This window comes from Streptomyces sp. ASQP_92 (assembly GCF_025399895.1).
Lineage (GTDB): Bacteria > Actinomycetota > Actinomycetes > Streptomycetales > Streptomycetaceae > Streptomyces.
The window spans coordinates 200,931-215,258 of the sequence record NZ_JAODUA010000007.1; the positions used below are offsets into that span (position 1 = coordinate 200,931).

At 72.1% G+C, this 14,328-nt stretch carries 11 protein-coding genes; 1 reads left to right on the top strand and 10 read right to left on the bottom strand.

What is annotated here, in order from left to right:
- Nucleotides 1-71: 71 nt before the first annotated feature.
- The 4 genes from N4G70_RS18265 to N4G70_RS18280 all read right to left on the bottom strand — a co-directional run bounded on the left by N4G70_RS18265 (nucleotide 72) and on the right by N4G70_RS18280 (nucleotide 4,765).
- Nucleotides 72-770 (bottom strand): response regulator transcription factor, encoded by a 699-nt coding sequence (locus N4G70_RS18265; protein WP_261713712.1) that lies wholly within the window; start codon nucleotides 768-770, stop codon nucleotides 72-74.
- The gene (locus N4G70_RS18270) at nucleotides 767-1,957 is read right to left on the bottom strand and encodes a sensor histidine kinase (RefSeq protein WP_261713713.1); all 1,191 of its coding nucleotides are present in this window, start codon (nucleotides 1,955-1,957) and stop codon (nucleotides 767-769) included. Before N4G70_RS18270 ends, N4G70_RS18265 begins: the two co-directional genes overlap by 4 nt.
- A complete protein-coding gene (locus N4G70_RS18275; RefSeq protein WP_261713714.1) occupies nucleotides 1,954-2,469 on the bottom strand; it encodes a CcdC protein domain-containing protein in 516 nt (171 codons plus the stop codon). The genes N4G70_RS18270 and N4G70_RS18275 overlap by 4 nt, the downstream gene beginning before the upstream one ends.
- 178 nt (nucleotides 2,470-2,647) lie before the next feature.
- On the bottom strand, nucleotides 2,648-4,765 hold the full coding sequence (locus N4G70_RS18280) for a type IIA DNA topoisomerase subunit B (RefSeq protein WP_261713715.1): 2,118 nt from the start codon (nucleotides 4,763-4,765) through the stop codon (nucleotides 2,648-2,650).
- 434 nt (nucleotides 4,766-5,199) lie between these two features.
- Here N4G70_RS18280 and N4G70_RS18285 point away from each other — a divergent pair, with 434 nt between their 5' ends.
- On the top strand, nucleotides 5,200-5,430 hold the full coding sequence (locus tag N4G70_RS18285) for a hypothetical protein (protein ID WP_120720925.1): 231 nt from the start codon (nucleotides 5,200-5,202) through the stop codon (nucleotides 5,428-5,430).
- A gap of 94 nt (nucleotides 5,431-5,524) precedes the next feature.
- Here the strand turns inward: N4G70_RS18285 and N4G70_RS18290 are convergent, their stop codons facing one another.
- From N4G70_RS18290 to N4G70_RS18315, 6 genes are all read right to left on the bottom strand, one after another.
- Nucleotides 5,525-6,346, bottom strand: a complete 822-nt coding sequence (locus tag N4G70_RS18290; protein WP_261713716.1) for a serine protease — start codon at nucleotides 6,344-6,346, stop codon at nucleotides 5,525-5,527.
- 132 nt (nucleotides 6,347-6,478) lie between these two features.
- Nucleotides 6,479-8,032, bottom strand: a complete 1,554-nt coding sequence (locus tag N4G70_RS18295) for an RNA polymerase sigma factor (RefSeq protein WP_261713717.1) — start codon at nucleotides 8,030-8,032, stop codon at nucleotides 6,479-6,481.
- A 330-nt stretch (nucleotides 8,033-8,362) separates the two neighbouring features.
- A complete protein-coding gene (locus N4G70_RS18300) occupies nucleotides 8,363-9,247 on the bottom strand; it encodes a FadR/GntR family transcriptional regulator (protein ID WP_261713718.1) in 885 nt (294 codons plus the stop codon).
- 160 nt (nucleotides 9,248-9,407) lie between these two features.
- Entirely contained in the window at nucleotides 9,408-11,132 is a 1,725-nt protein-coding gene (locus N4G70_RS18305) for an ATP-binding cassette domain-containing protein (RefSeq protein ID WP_261713719.1), read from the bottom strand.
- Nucleotides 11,133-11,389: 257 nt separating this feature from the next.
- On the bottom strand, nucleotides 11,390-12,154 hold the full coding sequence (locus N4G70_RS18310) for an NUDIX hydrolase (RefSeq protein WP_261713720.1): 765 nt from the start codon (nucleotides 12,152-12,154) through the stop codon (nucleotides 11,390-11,392).
- 96 nt (nucleotides 12,155-12,250) lie between these two features.
- Nucleotides 12,251-14,293: a glycogen debranching N-terminal domain-containing protein gene (locus N4G70_RS18315; protein ID WP_261713721.1), complete on the bottom strand. Its 2,043-nt coding sequence runs from the start codon at nucleotides 14,291-14,293 to the stop codon at nucleotides 12,251-12,253.
- Between the last annotated feature and the right edge of the window lie 35 nt (nucleotides 14,294-14,328).

Sequence of the window (14,328 nt, forward strand, 5' to 3'; positions counted from 1 at the left end):
GATGTGCATAACGGACAGGCCCTGGGCCCGCCATGCCCCCGACTTCACCCCATTAGGTGATGGGGGCATCGTTACGCAGTGGAGTTGCCGGGAGGCCGGGACAGCCCGTGCCGGTAGGCGTACCGCATGGCCTGCACCCGGTCCCGCGCCCCCGTCTTGCCGAAGATGTTGTTGATGTGGGTCTTCACGGTGGCCGTCGAGATGTGCAGGGCCCGGGAGATCTCGGGGTTGGACATCCCCTCGGCGACCAGGCCGAGCACCTCGCCCTCACGGGCGGTCAGCCCGTCCGGGAGCTCGGCCGGCGCGACGGGCGCGGGCTCGGGCGCCGTCACCCGCTCCAGGAGGCGGCGCTGGACGGAGGGGGCGAGCCCGGCCTGCCCGGCGAGCACGTCCTGTATCGACCGGACGATCTCGTCGCCGCCGGCGTCCTTGGTGAGATAGCCGCGGGCCCCGGCCCGCAGCGCCGGGAAGAGCGAGTCGTCGTCCGCGTACGTCGTGAGGATCACCACCTCCGTACCCGGGTGCTCGGAGCGGATGCGGCGGGTCGCCTCGACGCCGTCGCAGCGTGGCATCCGCAGGTCCATCAGGACGACATCGGGGGCCAGTTGGGCCGTGAGGGCGACCGCCTCCTCGCCGTCCCGCGCCGAGCCGACGACCTCGACGCCGGGCAGCAGCCCGAGCAGCATCACGATGCCCTCGCGCACCACGGACTGGTCGTCGGCCACGACCACCTTGATCGTCCCCCGCGCCGCGGCCGCGCTCCCGCTCATGCGGGCACCCTCAGTCTCACCACGAAGCCCTCCTCCTCCGGCCCGGCCTCCAGCGTCCCGCCGAGCAGTTCGGCGCGTTCCCTCATTCCCAGCAGACCGTATCCGCAGCCACTGACAGCGAGCTCCCCCGCCCGCCCGCGACCCCCCGAGTCCCGTATTTCCAGGGCCACTTCGTCCGCGAGATATTCCAGCCGGACGGCGACGGCCGCGCCCGGCGCGTGTTTGCGCACATTGGTCAGGGCCTCCTGCACCACCCGCCGTACGGTTTGCGAGGCCTCCGCCCGCAGGGGCCTGCGCTCGCCCTCCACATGGACCCGGGCACCCGCGGCGCGCCCGTTCCCCACGTCGGGTCCCTCGAGCAGGGTGTGCAGGAAATCCTCCACCGGGCTCATCTCGCCGCGCAGCGCGGACAGCGCCTGGCGGGTCTCGGCGAGCCCTTCGCGGGCCATGCCCCGGGCGGCCACCACCCGTTCCAGGACGGCGTCCCGGAACTCCCCCGGCGGCTCCCGCTCGATCAGCAGCCGCGCTGCCTCCAGGTGCACCAGCTGCGCCGAGAGGCTGTGCGCCAGTACGTCGTGGATCTCGCGGGCGATCCTGGCCCGCTCGTCCAGCGCCGCCGACTCCGCTTCGGCGACCCGCGCGGCCCGCTCCTGGGCGAGGAGCCGCTGGGCTGTGCCGCGCGCCTCGGCGTCGAGCCGCAGTACATAGCCCGCGAGCCCCAGCCCGGCCACGGTGACCGCGGCGGTGAGCCAGTTGTCGTCCCCGGCCACCGTGTACGCGCCCAGCGCGACGGCCGTGCACGGCACGGCGGCCGCCAGGGGGAGCCGCTCCAGTGCCGTCACCGCGCACCCGCACCACAGCACGAGCGCCGGCACCGGCCAGCCCGCCGCCCGGGCACCGGCCGCCGCCCCCATCATCAGGAGCAGGGAGACCAACGACGGCCACAGCCGGTGCTCGTAGGTGAGGCGGAAGAACAGCCGGGCCAGCAGGGCGCACCCCGCCACGAGACCGAGCCCCGCCACCCACGCCCAGCCGCCGGCCGCGCGATCGTTGGTGAAGGTGGACCAGAGCAGGGCACCGAACACCAGGGCCCTGATGCCCCAGGCGAGATTGCGTCGGGCGCGGCTGAGGCCGACGCGGGAGAGTGCCTCCCGCGAGGGCCAGCCGAGCCAGTTCTCCTGGGTCACACGCGGTCCCTCCACACCTGCCGGGCAGGGCTTTCGCCGGCCACACCGTACGACGCCGGGGCCGGGCCGGCCCGCCACATCAGGATGGCACCGCGGACGAGCAGGGAGGCGGCGAGGGCGAGCAGGATGGCGCCGGTGCCCAGGTGGATCCCGGCCAGGGCGCCGAGCCCCGCGAGCCCCACCCGAAGGACGATGCCCAGGACCCAGATGCCGGCGGTGGCCCTGGTGCCGCGCGACCACGTGGTGCCGTCGGGTTCGGTCCATATCTTCGACGTCCAGGCCCAGCCGACGCCCATGAGCAGGCCGATCAGGACTTCCGTACCGAGCAGGACGATCGACGCGACCTGGTGGTGCTGGTCCACCAGGCCGCCGTCGCGCACCGAGAAGAACACCAGCAGCGCGGGCACCAGCCACCAGCGGCCGCCCCCGTTCACCTGCTGCGGCTTCATCTGGCGGACCAGGATCAGGACCACCACCGCGACGGCCACCAGCACGTTGAAAAGCGCGGACATCGAAGCCTCCGGACGACGGGACGGAAAGGTCTGTACGTCCAAGACGCTACGGAAACGGCCTGGTCAGAGACATCGGCGCAGGGGTGGAGCGAGGGTGGAAATTCCCTCTCCACCCTGGGGTGGAGACGACGAACGCCGGCCCCCCGCGAGCGCGGGGCCGGCGTTCGTCAGGCCGGGATCACGCGTCGATGCGTGAGCGGTCCAGGGTGGCCGCGGAGCTGGTGATGAACTCCTTGCGGGGCGCCACCTCGTTGCCCATCAGCAGGTCGAAGACCTGCTCGGAGGCTTCCAGATCACCGATGTTGATCCGGCGCAGGGTACGGAAGCGCGGATCCATCGTGGTTTCCGCGAGCTGGTCGGCATCCATCTCGCCGAGGCCCTTGTAGCGCTGGATGGTGTCCTTGTAGCGGATGTTCTTGCGCTGGAACTCCAGCAGGGTGCTGCGCAGTTCGTTGTCCGAGTAGGTGTAGACGTACTTGTCCTGGCCCTTCTTGGGCTGGACCAGCTCGATGCGGTGCAACGGAGGCACCGCCGCGAAGACCCGCCCCGCCTCGACCATCGGACGCATGTACCGCTGGAACAGCGTCAGCAGCAGGATCCGGATGTGCGCGCCGTCGACATCGGCGTCGACGAGCAGCACGATCTTGCCGTAGCGGGCCGCGTCGATGTCGAAGGTGCGGCCCGATCCGGCCCCTATGACCTGGATGATCGCGCCGCACTCGGCGTTCTTCAGCATGTCGGAGACCGACGCCTTCTGAACGTTGAGGATCTTGCCGCGGATCGGCAGGAGCGCCTGGAACTCGGAGTTCCGGGCCAGTTTGGCGGTGCCCAGCGCCGAGTCGCCCTCGACGATGAACAGTTCGCTGCGCTCCACGTCGTCGCTGCGGCAGTCGGCCAGCTTCGCCGGCAGCGAGGAGGACTCCAGCGCCGTTTTGCGGCGCTGCGCCTCCTTGTGCTGGCGGGCCGCGATCCGCGTCCGCGCAGCCGCGACGATCTTTTCGAGGACGGCTCTGGCCTGCGCCTTCGCGTCCCGCTTGGTGGACGTCAGGAACTCCTTGAGCTCCTTGGCGACCACATGCGCGACGATCCGGTTGGCCGCCGAGGTGCCGAGGACCTCCTTGGTCTGGCCCTCGAACTGCGGCTCGGCGAGGCGGACCGTGACGACCGCGGTGAGGCCTTCGAGGGCGTCGTCCTTGACCACGTCGTCCTCGGCGACCCGCAGCATCTTCGCGGAGCGGAGCACCTCGTTGACGGTCTTGGTGACCGACCGCTCGAAGCCGCTGACGTGGGTGCCGCCCTTGGGGGTGGCGATGATGTTCACGAACGACTTGAGGTTGGTGTCGTACCCGGTTCCCCAGCGCAGCGCGATGTCCACGCCCAGCTCGCGGGTGACCTCGGTGGGCGTCATGTGGCCGCGGTCGTCCAGCACCGGCACGGTCTCCTTGAACGTGCCCGACCCGGTGAGGCGCAGTACGTCGTTGACGGCCTTGTCCTGCGCCAGGTACTCGCAGAACTCGCTGATGCCGCCGTCGAAGCGGAACGTCTCCTCGGTCTTGCCCTCCCCGTCCAGGCCCCGCTCGTCGCGCACGACGATCGTCAGGCCGGGCACCAGGAACGCCGTCTGGCGGGCCCGCTGGTAGAGCGTCTCCAGGGAGAGCTTGGCGTCCTTGAGGAAGATCTGGCGGTCGGCCCAGTAGCGGATGCGCGTGCCGGTGCGGCCCTTGGGGACGCGCTTGCCCTTGAGCAGCCCGTTGCCCGGGTCGAAGGGCGCGTCGGGGCCCTGCTCGGTGAAGATGCCGGGCACGCCTCGGCGGAAGCTGATCGCGTGCGTGGTGCCGCGGTCCACCTCGACGTCCAGGCGGGCGGAGAGCGCGTTCACCACGGAGGCGCCCACGCCGTGCAGGCCGCCGGAGGCGGCGTAGGAGCCGCCGCCGAACTTGCCGCCTGCGTGCAGCTTGGTCATGACGACCTCGACGCCGGAGAGCCCCGTCTTGGGCTCCACGTCGACGGGGATGCCACGGCCGTTGTCCCGCACCTCGACGGAGGCGTCGTCGTGCAGGATCACCTCGATGTGGTCACAGTGGCCGCCCAGGGCCTCGTCGACGGAGTTGTCGATGATCTCCCAGAGGCAGTGCATCAGGCCGCGGCTGTCCGTGGACCCGATGTACATGCCGGGTCGCTTGCGGACCGCTTCGAGGCCTTCGAGTACGAGCAGATGCCGAGCGGTGTAGTTGGAGCCGTCGCGGTCTGCCCCGCTCAGCAGCGCAGTGGACGGAACGGACGTCTCGGCGGTCACGCAGTTCGCTCCTCGCTGAATTTCAATTGCGCCCCAGGTGGGTAAGGGGTCGGCGTCGGTCGCCGGTCAGAGGGTACCGAGGCCTGGTAGAGCCGTTGTAACGCCACCCTCGCGAATCCTCATGCTAGTCCAGCGTCGCAAACATGTTCGATCCCCCGCAGGGGTGATGCGGATGTCACGTTCCCATTCAGGCATGAACCATTTAGGCTCCGGGCACGTCCTCATGAACAACCGGCAACCCCGCCGGGAGGGCCAAACGAGACAAGCAACGCGAAACCCGTAAAGCTCCGCAATACGGCTCATTCGCCGCCAACCGGCAGCAGACAGCCACCTTGACCAAGAACTTTCGAGGAAAAGCCACGAGCGGGAACGTTTTCGGCCTGGTTGGATGTTGACCCTGGTACGACAGCTCGTCGAGCTAGAGAAGAGGCGACGTGACTACTGTTCTGACCCCCGCGAGCCCCCTGACGGCCGCCGACCGTTGCGACCGCTGCGGCGCACAGGCCTACCTTCGCGTAGTCCTCACCAGCGGCGGCGAACTGCTCTTCTGCGCTCATCACGGACGCAAGTTCGAGCCGGAACTGAAGAAGATCGCCGCTGACATACAGGACGAGACGGACCGCCTCACCGCGGTGCCCGAGTCCGCAGGCGACGAGGACCACTGAGACCTCGCATCCGACGAGCCAGGGCCGGTCCAGGACCGGCGACGGGCGGCCACTCCCCGTGCAGGGGGAGTGACCGCCCGTTCTCATGCCCGCGTCAGCCGGCCGCCGCCGCGGGCCACGGCACGGCCGCGACCCGGGTGTAGACGCCGGGGTAGTCCGGCAGCGCGCAGCCGTTCCCCCAGGACACCAGCCCGATGAGCCGCCCCCCGGCCACCAGCGGCCCCCCGCTGTCGCCCTGACAGGCGTCGTGGCCGCCCTTGGGATCGCCTGCGCACAGCATGGTGGCGGCGTCGTACGGCTCGTCCGAGTTCGGCGGGTAGGCGCGCGCACAGGACGCTTCGGACAGCACCGTGACCGGACCCGCGTACAGCGTCGTCGGATAGTTCCCCTTGCCCGAGATGTCGCCCCAGCCGAAGACCGTGGCCCCGGCGCCCGCCCGGTACCCGGGGTCGTCCTTCGTGGCCACCGGGATCGCGTAGGAGGCGGGCAGCGGACTGGCCAGCGTCAGCACGGCCAGATCGCCCGCGTTGGTGGCCGGGGTGTAGCCGGGATTGGTCCAGGTGCTCTTCACCGCGATCTCCTGGCCCTCGGTGGCGGTCCGCAGCTCGGTGCGGCCCGCGATCACCTTGAGATCGGACACCTTCGCCACGTCCATGCCCAGCACCTCGGGGCGCAGACAGTGCGCCGCCGTCAGCACCTGGGTGGTCGAGACCACCACTCCCCCGCAGAACTGGCCCGCCCGCGTACCTCCGAACCGGGCACGGCTGGACAGCGCCACCACCCAGGGGCTGTCCGCGACCTGGACCGGCTTGCCGCCGATGACGATCTCATCGGCGGCCGCGGGCGGCGGCGCCGCCAGGGCGGTGACCGCAAGGGCGGCCGCCCCGGAGGCGGCTCGGGCGATGAAGCGGCGCATACGGTCTCCTGACTCTCGGGTGACACAGGCACACCCAGCGTCATTCAGCACACCGTCCGCCGCACGCGCGGACACGCGCCAGGGCCCGGTCTCTTGAGAGAGACCGGGCCCTGGCGGACGTACGACCGCGACTTAGTCGAGGTAGTCGCGCAGCACCTGCGAACGCGAGGGGTGGCGCAGCTTCGACATGGTCTTGGACTCGATCTGGCGGATCCGCTCGCGGGTCACGCCGTAGACCTTGCCGATCTCGTCCAGGGTCTTGGGCTGGCCGTCGGTGAGGCCGAAGCGCATGGAGACCACGCCCGCCTCACGCTCGGAGAGGGTGTCGAGCACCGAGTGCAGCTGCTCCTGGAGGAGCGTGAAGCTGACCGCGTCGGCCGGCACGACCGCCTCGGAGTCCTCGATGAGGTCTCCGAACTCGCTGTCGCCGTCCTCACCGAGGGGGGTGTGCAGCGAGATCGGCTCACGGCCGTACTTCTGGACCTCGATGACCTTCTCGGGGGTCATGTCGAGTTCCTTGGCCAGCTCCTCCGGGGTGGGCTCGCGGCCCAGGTCCTGGAGCATCTGGCGCTGGACGCGCGCGAGCTTGTTGATGACCTCGACCATGTGCACCGGGATACGGATGGTGCGGGCCTGGTCGGCCATGGCGCGGGTGATCGCCTGACGGATCCACCAGGTGGCGTACGTGGAGAACTTGTAGCCCTTGGTGTAGTCGAACTTCTCGACCGCGCGGATCAGACCGAGGTTGCCCTCCTGGATGAGGTCCAGGAAGAGCATGCCGCGGCCGGTGTAGCGCTTGGCCAGCGAGACCACCAGACGGAGGTTGGCCTCCAGGAGGTGGTTCTTGGCGCGGCGGCCGTCCTCGGCGATGATCTCCAGCTCGCGCTTGAGCTTCGGCGCCAGCTTGTCCGCGTTCGCCAGCTTGTCCTCGGCGAACAGGCCCGCCTCGATGCGCTTGGCGAGCTCGACCTCCTGCTCGGCGTTGAGCAGCGGGACCTTGCCGATCTGCTTCAGGTAGTCCTTGACCGGGTCGGCGGTGGCGCCGGCGACGGCGACCTGCTGGGCCGGCGCGTCGTCCTCGTCCTCGTCGGACAGGACGAAGCCCTTGCTCTCGCCCTCGGGCTCCTCGTCGTCACCCTTGCCGGGCGCGGCTTCGTCGAGGAGCTCCTCGCCGTCGGCGGCCTCGTCGTCGTCGCCCTTCTTGGCGGCGGTCTTCTTCGCCGCGGTCTTCTTGGCGACCGTCTTCTTGGCGGCGGTCTTCTTCACGGCCGCCTTCTTGGCGACGGCCTTCTTGGGGGCGTCCTCGGCCTCGTCGGCCGGCACGTCCACGTCCTCGGCCGGGGCCGCGGAGGCGGCGACGGTCCTGGTGGTGGTCACGGTCGTCTTGGCCGCGACCGTCTTGGTGGCGGTGCGCTTCGCCGGGCTCTTCGCTGCGACGCTCTTGCGGGTGCGCTTCGGTGATTCCGCGGCACTGACCATCAGCGTCACACCCTCTTCCTCGAGGATCTGGTTGAGGCTGCGCAGAACATTCTTCCACTGGGTCGGCGGAATCTGGTCGGCTTCGAAGGCCCGACGCACGTCATCGCCGGCGATCTGTCCATCAGCCTTTCCTCGCTCGATGAGCGCCATCACAGACTCGGACTCGGCGATCTCCGGCGGGAGCGTACGGGATGTGCTGGCCGACACGAACAACCTCTCGAAACGATGGAAAACGGCTTCCGGCCCCGCCCAGGATCGGGCCGGAGCCGACGACCACCGGCTGGGGATGTGCCGGGGGCGCGGGCTGAACCTCGGAGCTGCACAGCGCCACGCATGGCGGCTGTATTCCTCCTCGGCTGTTACCTCTTAAGTCATCGCATGGTTCCGAGGAGTGTTACGCGCAATCTTCGTGGCCCGAGTCACACCCCAAAGGCGACCAGGGGCCCATAAGGGGCAGATACCCCGTATGCGCCACCGTATCGGGGTGCGCCGGACCCCTGTGGAGTCCGGCGGCACGGCCCGGTGGCTGGGCTGCGGTCAGTGCTCGCGCGGGGCGGGGACGACCCGCTCCACCTCCGGGTGGACGGTGAGCAGTTGGCGCACGGCCGTCTCGGCGGCGATGGGGTCCCCGTTGGCGAGCGCGTCGACGATCCGCCCGTGGTGCGCGAGGGAGCCTTCCGAGGGGCGGTCACAGCCGGTGACCGGGGAGCCGGAGACCTGGAGCGCGGCCGAGACGATGCCGGAGAGGTGCTCCAGCATCCGGTTGCCGGCGAGCTGGATCAGCAGGGAGTGGAACTCGGCGTCGGCCCGCGAGAAGGTGAGCGAGTCGCCCTGGGTGAGGGCGTGGCCCATGATCTCCACCATGTCGGCGAGACGCTGCTGAATGTCCTCGCGGCCGTGGCCGGCGGCCAGTCGGGCGGCCAGCGGCTCGATGGTCCAGCGCAGCTCGGCCAGCTCGCGGCGCTGGTCCTCACGCTGCGGGCCGAAGGCGCGCCACTCGATGATGTCGGGGTCGAGCAGGTTCCAGTCGCTGACCGGGCGGACCCGGGTGCCGACATTGGGACGGGCGCTGACCAGGCCCTTGGCCTCGAGCACACGCAGGGACTCGCGGACCACCGTGCGGGAGACCTCGAAGCGCTGGCCGATCTCCTCGGGCACCAGCGGGCGGTCCGAGCCGAGGTCGCCGGAGACGATCATCTGACCGAGCTGCTGGACGAGTTGGCCGTGCAGGCCGCGGCCGCGACTGCCCGCCGCACGCCGTCCCACCCGGCCGAGTTCCGTGTCCCCGCCGTCCCAGGAGGGGGCGCCGATCCGGCCTGCGGGGCGCGCCTCCCCGTAGGCGTAGCGGTCGAGTTCGCCCTGGGCCGAGAGGCCGGTGTCGGCGGTGCGGGCGGTCATCATGGTGTGCGCAAGGGTGCTCATGCACCCTTTGTCGGCGGGACTCCGGCGGCCCTTGAGGTCTTTGGTGAAAAGCACACGAAAGGGTGATCACCGCCACCCCCGCAATTGACGCTTTATCGGAAAGAAGCGGGCATTCCCAAGGGAGTTGCGGACAGAACCCTCCTCGCCGGTCGCCTCCGGCTCACCAACGGGCCCTCGCGCGCAGCCCCGTGAAGAGATAGGCGCAGATCAGAACGGTGAGCGAGAGGGCGAGCGCGGCTCCGACGGGTTCGGCCACCAAGTGCAGGGCGGCGATGAGCCAGTGGTCCAGCGCGTGCGGCCACCGCACCCACGCCAGGTCGCGCAGCCGGTCGGGAAGCCCGGCGACGGAGCGCACCGAACGCCCGTCCACGGCCTTCTTGAGCAGCGGTACGACGACGACGGGCACCGCGAGCACCGCCGCGAGACCCGCGGTGGTGGCCCGGAAGATCCCGGCGGCGAGCAGTCCGGCCCAAGCGCAGCCGACGGTGAGACCGGCCCAGCCCGCGCCCAGGCCCAGCCATTCCTGCGGCCGCCCGGTTACACCGGCTCCGTAGACCAGGCGCAGGGCCTCGTGGTCGACCGCCACCGCGAGGGCCGCGAGCACCAGGGCCGCGGCCGCGGTCACCAGGAGCTTGGCGGCGAGCAGGCCCAGCCGGCGCGGGACGGTGCCGCGGTCGGCGGCGAGTGCGGGATAGCGGTACTCGTCACCGAAGGCGAGGGCGCCGAACAGGCCCGCGCCGAGCGCCGCGGGCGGCAGGGGCAGCAGGCCGGGCCAGGCGGCGAGGAGGCGGGGCTGCGGGGTGTGCCCGGACCGCGCGAGCAGCACGGCGAGGACCGCCGAGAGGGCCAGAACTCCCGCCGCCAGAAGGAAAGTTGTCCGTACGCCGAGGAACCTGCGCAGTTCGTAGCGCAGGGGGCGCAGCGGGGTTCGGGCCGGGTGGCGGGCGAGGGGCGGCGAGTGGGAACCCGGGGGCGGGCCCGTCCGTTCCCGGGGTGGGACGGTGACGCTCGGCCCGGTTTCGCCGATCTCGTCGGCGAGTTGGTGGAGCAGCACGCCGTTGCGGAAGGCGGTCTCCCCGACCTCCGCGCAGCTACTGCCGTACACGGACAGGTGGTTCCCGTCCTCGGCGACCACTTCGACGGAGCGGTGGGCCGCGCGCGCCTCGCGGCTGACCAGGGCGCCGAGGCGGGCGGCGTGCGGGGTGGCGACGGCGACGCGCGGGCGCAGCCGGGTGCGGGCGAACTCGGTGGCGTCCTGGTCGGCGACGAGGCGGCCGCCGTCGATGGTGACCACCCGGTCGGCGAGCCGGGCCGCCTCCTTGGGGTCGGCGAAGGTGCACAGGACGGTGCCGCCGTGATCGGCGTGGCCGCGCAGCAGTCCATGCAGCCAGGCGTTCTCGCGGGGCGAGAGGCCCTCGGCGGGCTCGTCGAGGAGGAGGGTGTGCGGGTCGCCGAGCAGGGCGGCGGCGAGGCCCAGGCGGCGGTCCATGCCGAGCGAGAGGGTGCCCAGGCGCTGGTCGGCGAGGCCGCGGAGGCCGACGACGTCGAGCATCTCCTCCGCACGCGAGACCGGGACTCCGGCGACCGTGCACATGAGCTTGAGCTGTCCCCGGACGGTGCGGGCCGGGTGGCCGGGCACATCGCCGAGGAGCGTGCCCACCTCGCGGGCGGGATGGGCGAGTTGATGCAGCGGGCGGCCGCGGAAGTAGGTCACGCCCCGGCCGGGTTCGAGTTCGAGCATCAGGCGCAGAGCCGTCGTACGGCCCGATCCGGGAACGCCGAGCAGGGCGGTGAGCTGGCCGGGTCTCGCCTCGAAGGTGAGGTCGTCCACGGCGGGCGGGAGGTCTCGGCGGGGCGCGCTGGTCAGTCCGATTGCCTGGAGCATCGCTTCTCTCGCGGTAGGTGAGACCGCTCGGCGGCTGGGCGGGTACCGCAGCAAGATAACGCGACATTTAGGACTTTTCGTGCAGCGTTGGGGGAGGCGCCCCCGGGCGTCAGGCCTTTACGCGCGAAGCGCCGGGTGTGCAGAGCGCTGAGTACGGGGCGTCGGGGTGCAGAGCGCCGGGGCGCCCGGCGAGGCGTCCCCCCTCCGCAACCCCAGGACCCGGCGGCGCGGGCCCATCCCGGTTCGCCGCGGCGGGGTCAGACCTCGGGGCGCAGCATCGGGGGGTTGAGCAGGGTCGCCCCGCCGGCGCGGAACAGTTGGGCGGGGCGACCGCCCTGTCGGGTCGTGGTGCCGCCGGCCGGGACCAGGAAGCCCGGGGTGCCGGTCACCTTGCGGTGGAAGTTGCGCGGGTCGAGGGCGACGCCCCACACCGCCTCGTACACCCGGCGCAGCTCGCCGACGGTGAACTCGGCCGGGCAGAAGGCTGTGGCCAGCGAGGAGTACTCGATCTTCGACCGGGCGCGCTCGACCCCGTCCGCCAGGATCCGCGCGTGGTCGAAGGCGAGCGGCGCGGGCTGTTCGCCGTCGCGCCCGAAGCCGCCCTCCTGGCCGAGCAGGTCCTCGACGGGGGCCCACCGGGCGCTGTGCGCGTCGCCGCCGGCGCGCGGGGCGGGCAGGTCGGGGGCGAGGGCGAGGTGCGCCACGCTGACCACGCGCATCCGGGGGTCGCGCCGGGGGTCGCCGTAGGTGGCGAGCTGTTCGAGGTGGGCACCGTTGGCGAGCGCGGGGGCCGACGGGTCCGAGGCGCACAGCCCCGTCTCCTCACCGAGCTCCCTGGCCGCCGCGGTGGACAGGTCCTCGTCCTCGCGGACGAATCCGCCGGGCAGCGCCCAGCGCCCCTGGAACGGTGATTCCCCGCGCCGCACCACGAGCGCGCAGAGCGCGTGGCGACGCACGGTCAGCACGACCAGATCGACGGTCACGGCGAAGGGCGGAAAGGCCGACGGGTCGTAGGGCGACATGCGGCGATCATAGTCGTCTGCCTGACGATAAACACTCCCTTCGACATCGTCCGGCACTTCTTCTCCCGGGCGCACCTCGCGGGCCACCGGTCGCGCTCAGCCTCCCAACTGGAGCCATGGGGCGGCCTCCTCGACCATGCCCACCCCGAGCCTGCTGATCCGTACGGTGAACGGCTCCCCCGCGACGCTCAGGCCCGCGAGGCGGACCGCGCCGAGCGGGGCCGACCGCATCGGGTCGAGGACGACCGTCCTGGCCGGGGCGTCCGGGCGGATGCCGGCCAGGGCGGTCAGCAACTGGACCCCGGCAGCGGCCGCCACCGCCGCCGGACGACAGGCGGCCGGATGGGGCACGGGCACGCTGTCCGCGGTGCGCTGCTCCCCCGCGTACATCTCGGGCAGCCGGTGGCCGAACGCCTCCGAGGCGGCCAGGACTCCCCGCAGCAGGGCGACGGCCTCCTTCTCGTACCCGGCGGCGGCCAGGCCCGCGACGGCGACGGCGCTCTCGTGGACCCGTACCGCGCCGGCCCGGTGCCCGAACGGGTTGTACCCGGGCTCCTTGACGGCGAGCCCGCGCAGTCCCCAGCCGGAGTCCATGGCGGGGCCACCGAGCAGCCGGGCCAGCTGCTCGGTCTGCACCTTGTCCAGGAGCCCGGGGGCGAGGCGTCCGCCGCCGAGCAGCCCCGTGTCGAGCAGGTGGGCGGCGCCCGCGCCGAGCAGCGGTACCGGCCGTCCGTCGCCGGTACGGGCCGCGGCGGGCCGGCCGCCGCCGAGGTCGTCCAGCCAGAAGTCCGCCCGGAACCGTTCCCTGAGCGCCGCGGCCCGCGCGAGCCAGGCGTCCGCGCCGGGACGGTCGCACTCGCGCAGCAGTTCCGCGCCGAGCAGCGCCGCCCGGTGGACGTGGGCCTGGGTCTCGGCGCGGACGAGCCCGGCGGCCCCGGGACCCCGCTCGGCGAGATAGCCGTCACCGCCGCCGCCGTCGTCCAGGGCAGTGGCCAGCCAGCGCAGGCACCGCTCGGCCGCGGGCAGCAGCTCGGCCACCTCCGCCTCGGGCAGGCCCCACCTCCGCGCCTCCGCGAGCACCACGGGAAACGCGAGGGTGGCCTCCACTCCCGTGCAGCCGGGCGGCAGATAGGGCCCGGCATCCCTGAAGGGGCCCGGAATGAGCCCCAACTCCGGTCCACGGCCGGCGAGTTGGCTTCTGGCCAGGGTGCGCAGGGTGGCCGCCGCAAGGCGCGTGGACAGGGGCAGCGCCATCCGCGCCGCCCAGAGCGCCTCGGCGGGCGCCGCCCCGCACCGCCAGGGGACACCGGCCGCCGCGTAGAGGTCGGCCGGGTGGGCCGGGTCGCGGATCAGCAGGGCCCGCAGGTCGTCGAGGCTGCGGTGCAACAGGCCCGCCACCCTCGGATCGTCGCTCTCCGCCCTGGTCTCCCCGGTGGTGGGCAGGGGGCTCGCCCCATGACCGGGCGGCCGCACGGGCCGGCCCGTCCTGATGGTCAGCTCGATGGTGCACGAGCCGCCCGGCGGCAGCTCCACGGCCCAGCGCAGCACTCCGGCGGAGGCGAGCGCGTCGGTCGGCGGGGGCTTGGCCGTCACGGCGCAGTACGCGCCGCCCGAACTCCAGCGCATTCCCGAGTCATGGACGCTGGCGGGCAGTTCGGGTCCGGTGCGGCCGGAGGCGACCGCGCCGAGGTCGGCGAGGTCGGTACCGAGCGCGATCTCCACCGGGATCCTCAGCGCCCTGGCCGAGGAACTGGTCAGGGTGATCCGTTCGGTGCCGTCCGCCTGCCGGAGTCGTTCGACGGCGATCCCGGGGTCGGGTCCGCTGTCCGCCGCTGTGCGCACCACGGCCAGGAACCGGGCGCGGTCGGCCGATATCGACCTGCCCTGCACAGCGATCGGATCCCGCCCCGCCACCCTCAACTGGCAACGGGAGAGCACCCGGCGGCCGTGCTGGTAGAAGCCTTCGAGGCCGTGCCCGGTGAGCTGTCCGTGTTCCGGCGACACCGCGAGGCCGGGCAGGGCCACGCAGATCACGGATGCGTGCACGGCCGGGAGTTCGCCGAGCGGCCCGGCGGGCCTCGGCGGGACCGGTCCCGGCGTGCTCCCGGTGCCGGGGCGGGACGGTGCGGTGGGCGCCATTGCGTACCCTTCTGCGCGATCCGGGCTGCGACGAC

What these genes read in the sequence shown, in the direction of transcription:
- N4G70_RS18305 (WP_261713719.1), bottom strand. Translation starts at nt 11,132, where the DNA reads ATGCTCCAGGCAATCGGACTGACCAGCGCGCCCCGCCGAGACCTCCCG.
- N4G70_RS18265 (WP_261713712.1), bottom strand. Translation starts at nt 770, where the DNA reads ATGAGCGGGAGCGCGGCCGCGGCGCGGGGGACGATCAAGGTGGTCGTG.
- N4G70_RS18290 (WP_261713716.1), bottom strand. Translation starts at nt 6,346, where the DNA reads ATGCGCCGCTTCATCGCCCGAGCCGCCTCCGGGGCGGCCGCCCTTGCG.
- N4G70_RS18310 (WP_261713720.1), bottom strand. Translation starts at nt 12,154, where the DNA reads ATGTCGCCCTACGACCCGTCGGCCTTTCCGCCCTTCGCCGTGACCGTC.
- N4G70_RS18300 (WP_261713718.1), bottom strand. Translation starts at nt 9,247, where the DNA reads ATGAGCACCCTTGCGCACACCATGATGACCGCCCGCACCGCCGACACC.
- N4G70_RS18275 (WP_261713714.1), bottom strand. Translation starts at nt 2,469, where the DNA reads ATGTCCGCGCTTTTCAACGTGCTGGTGGCCGTCGCGGTGGTGGTCCTG.
- N4G70_RS18315 (WP_261713721.1), bottom strand. Translation starts at nt 14,293, where the DNA reads ATGGCGCCCACCGCACCGTCCCGCCCCGGCACCGGGAGCACGCCGGGA.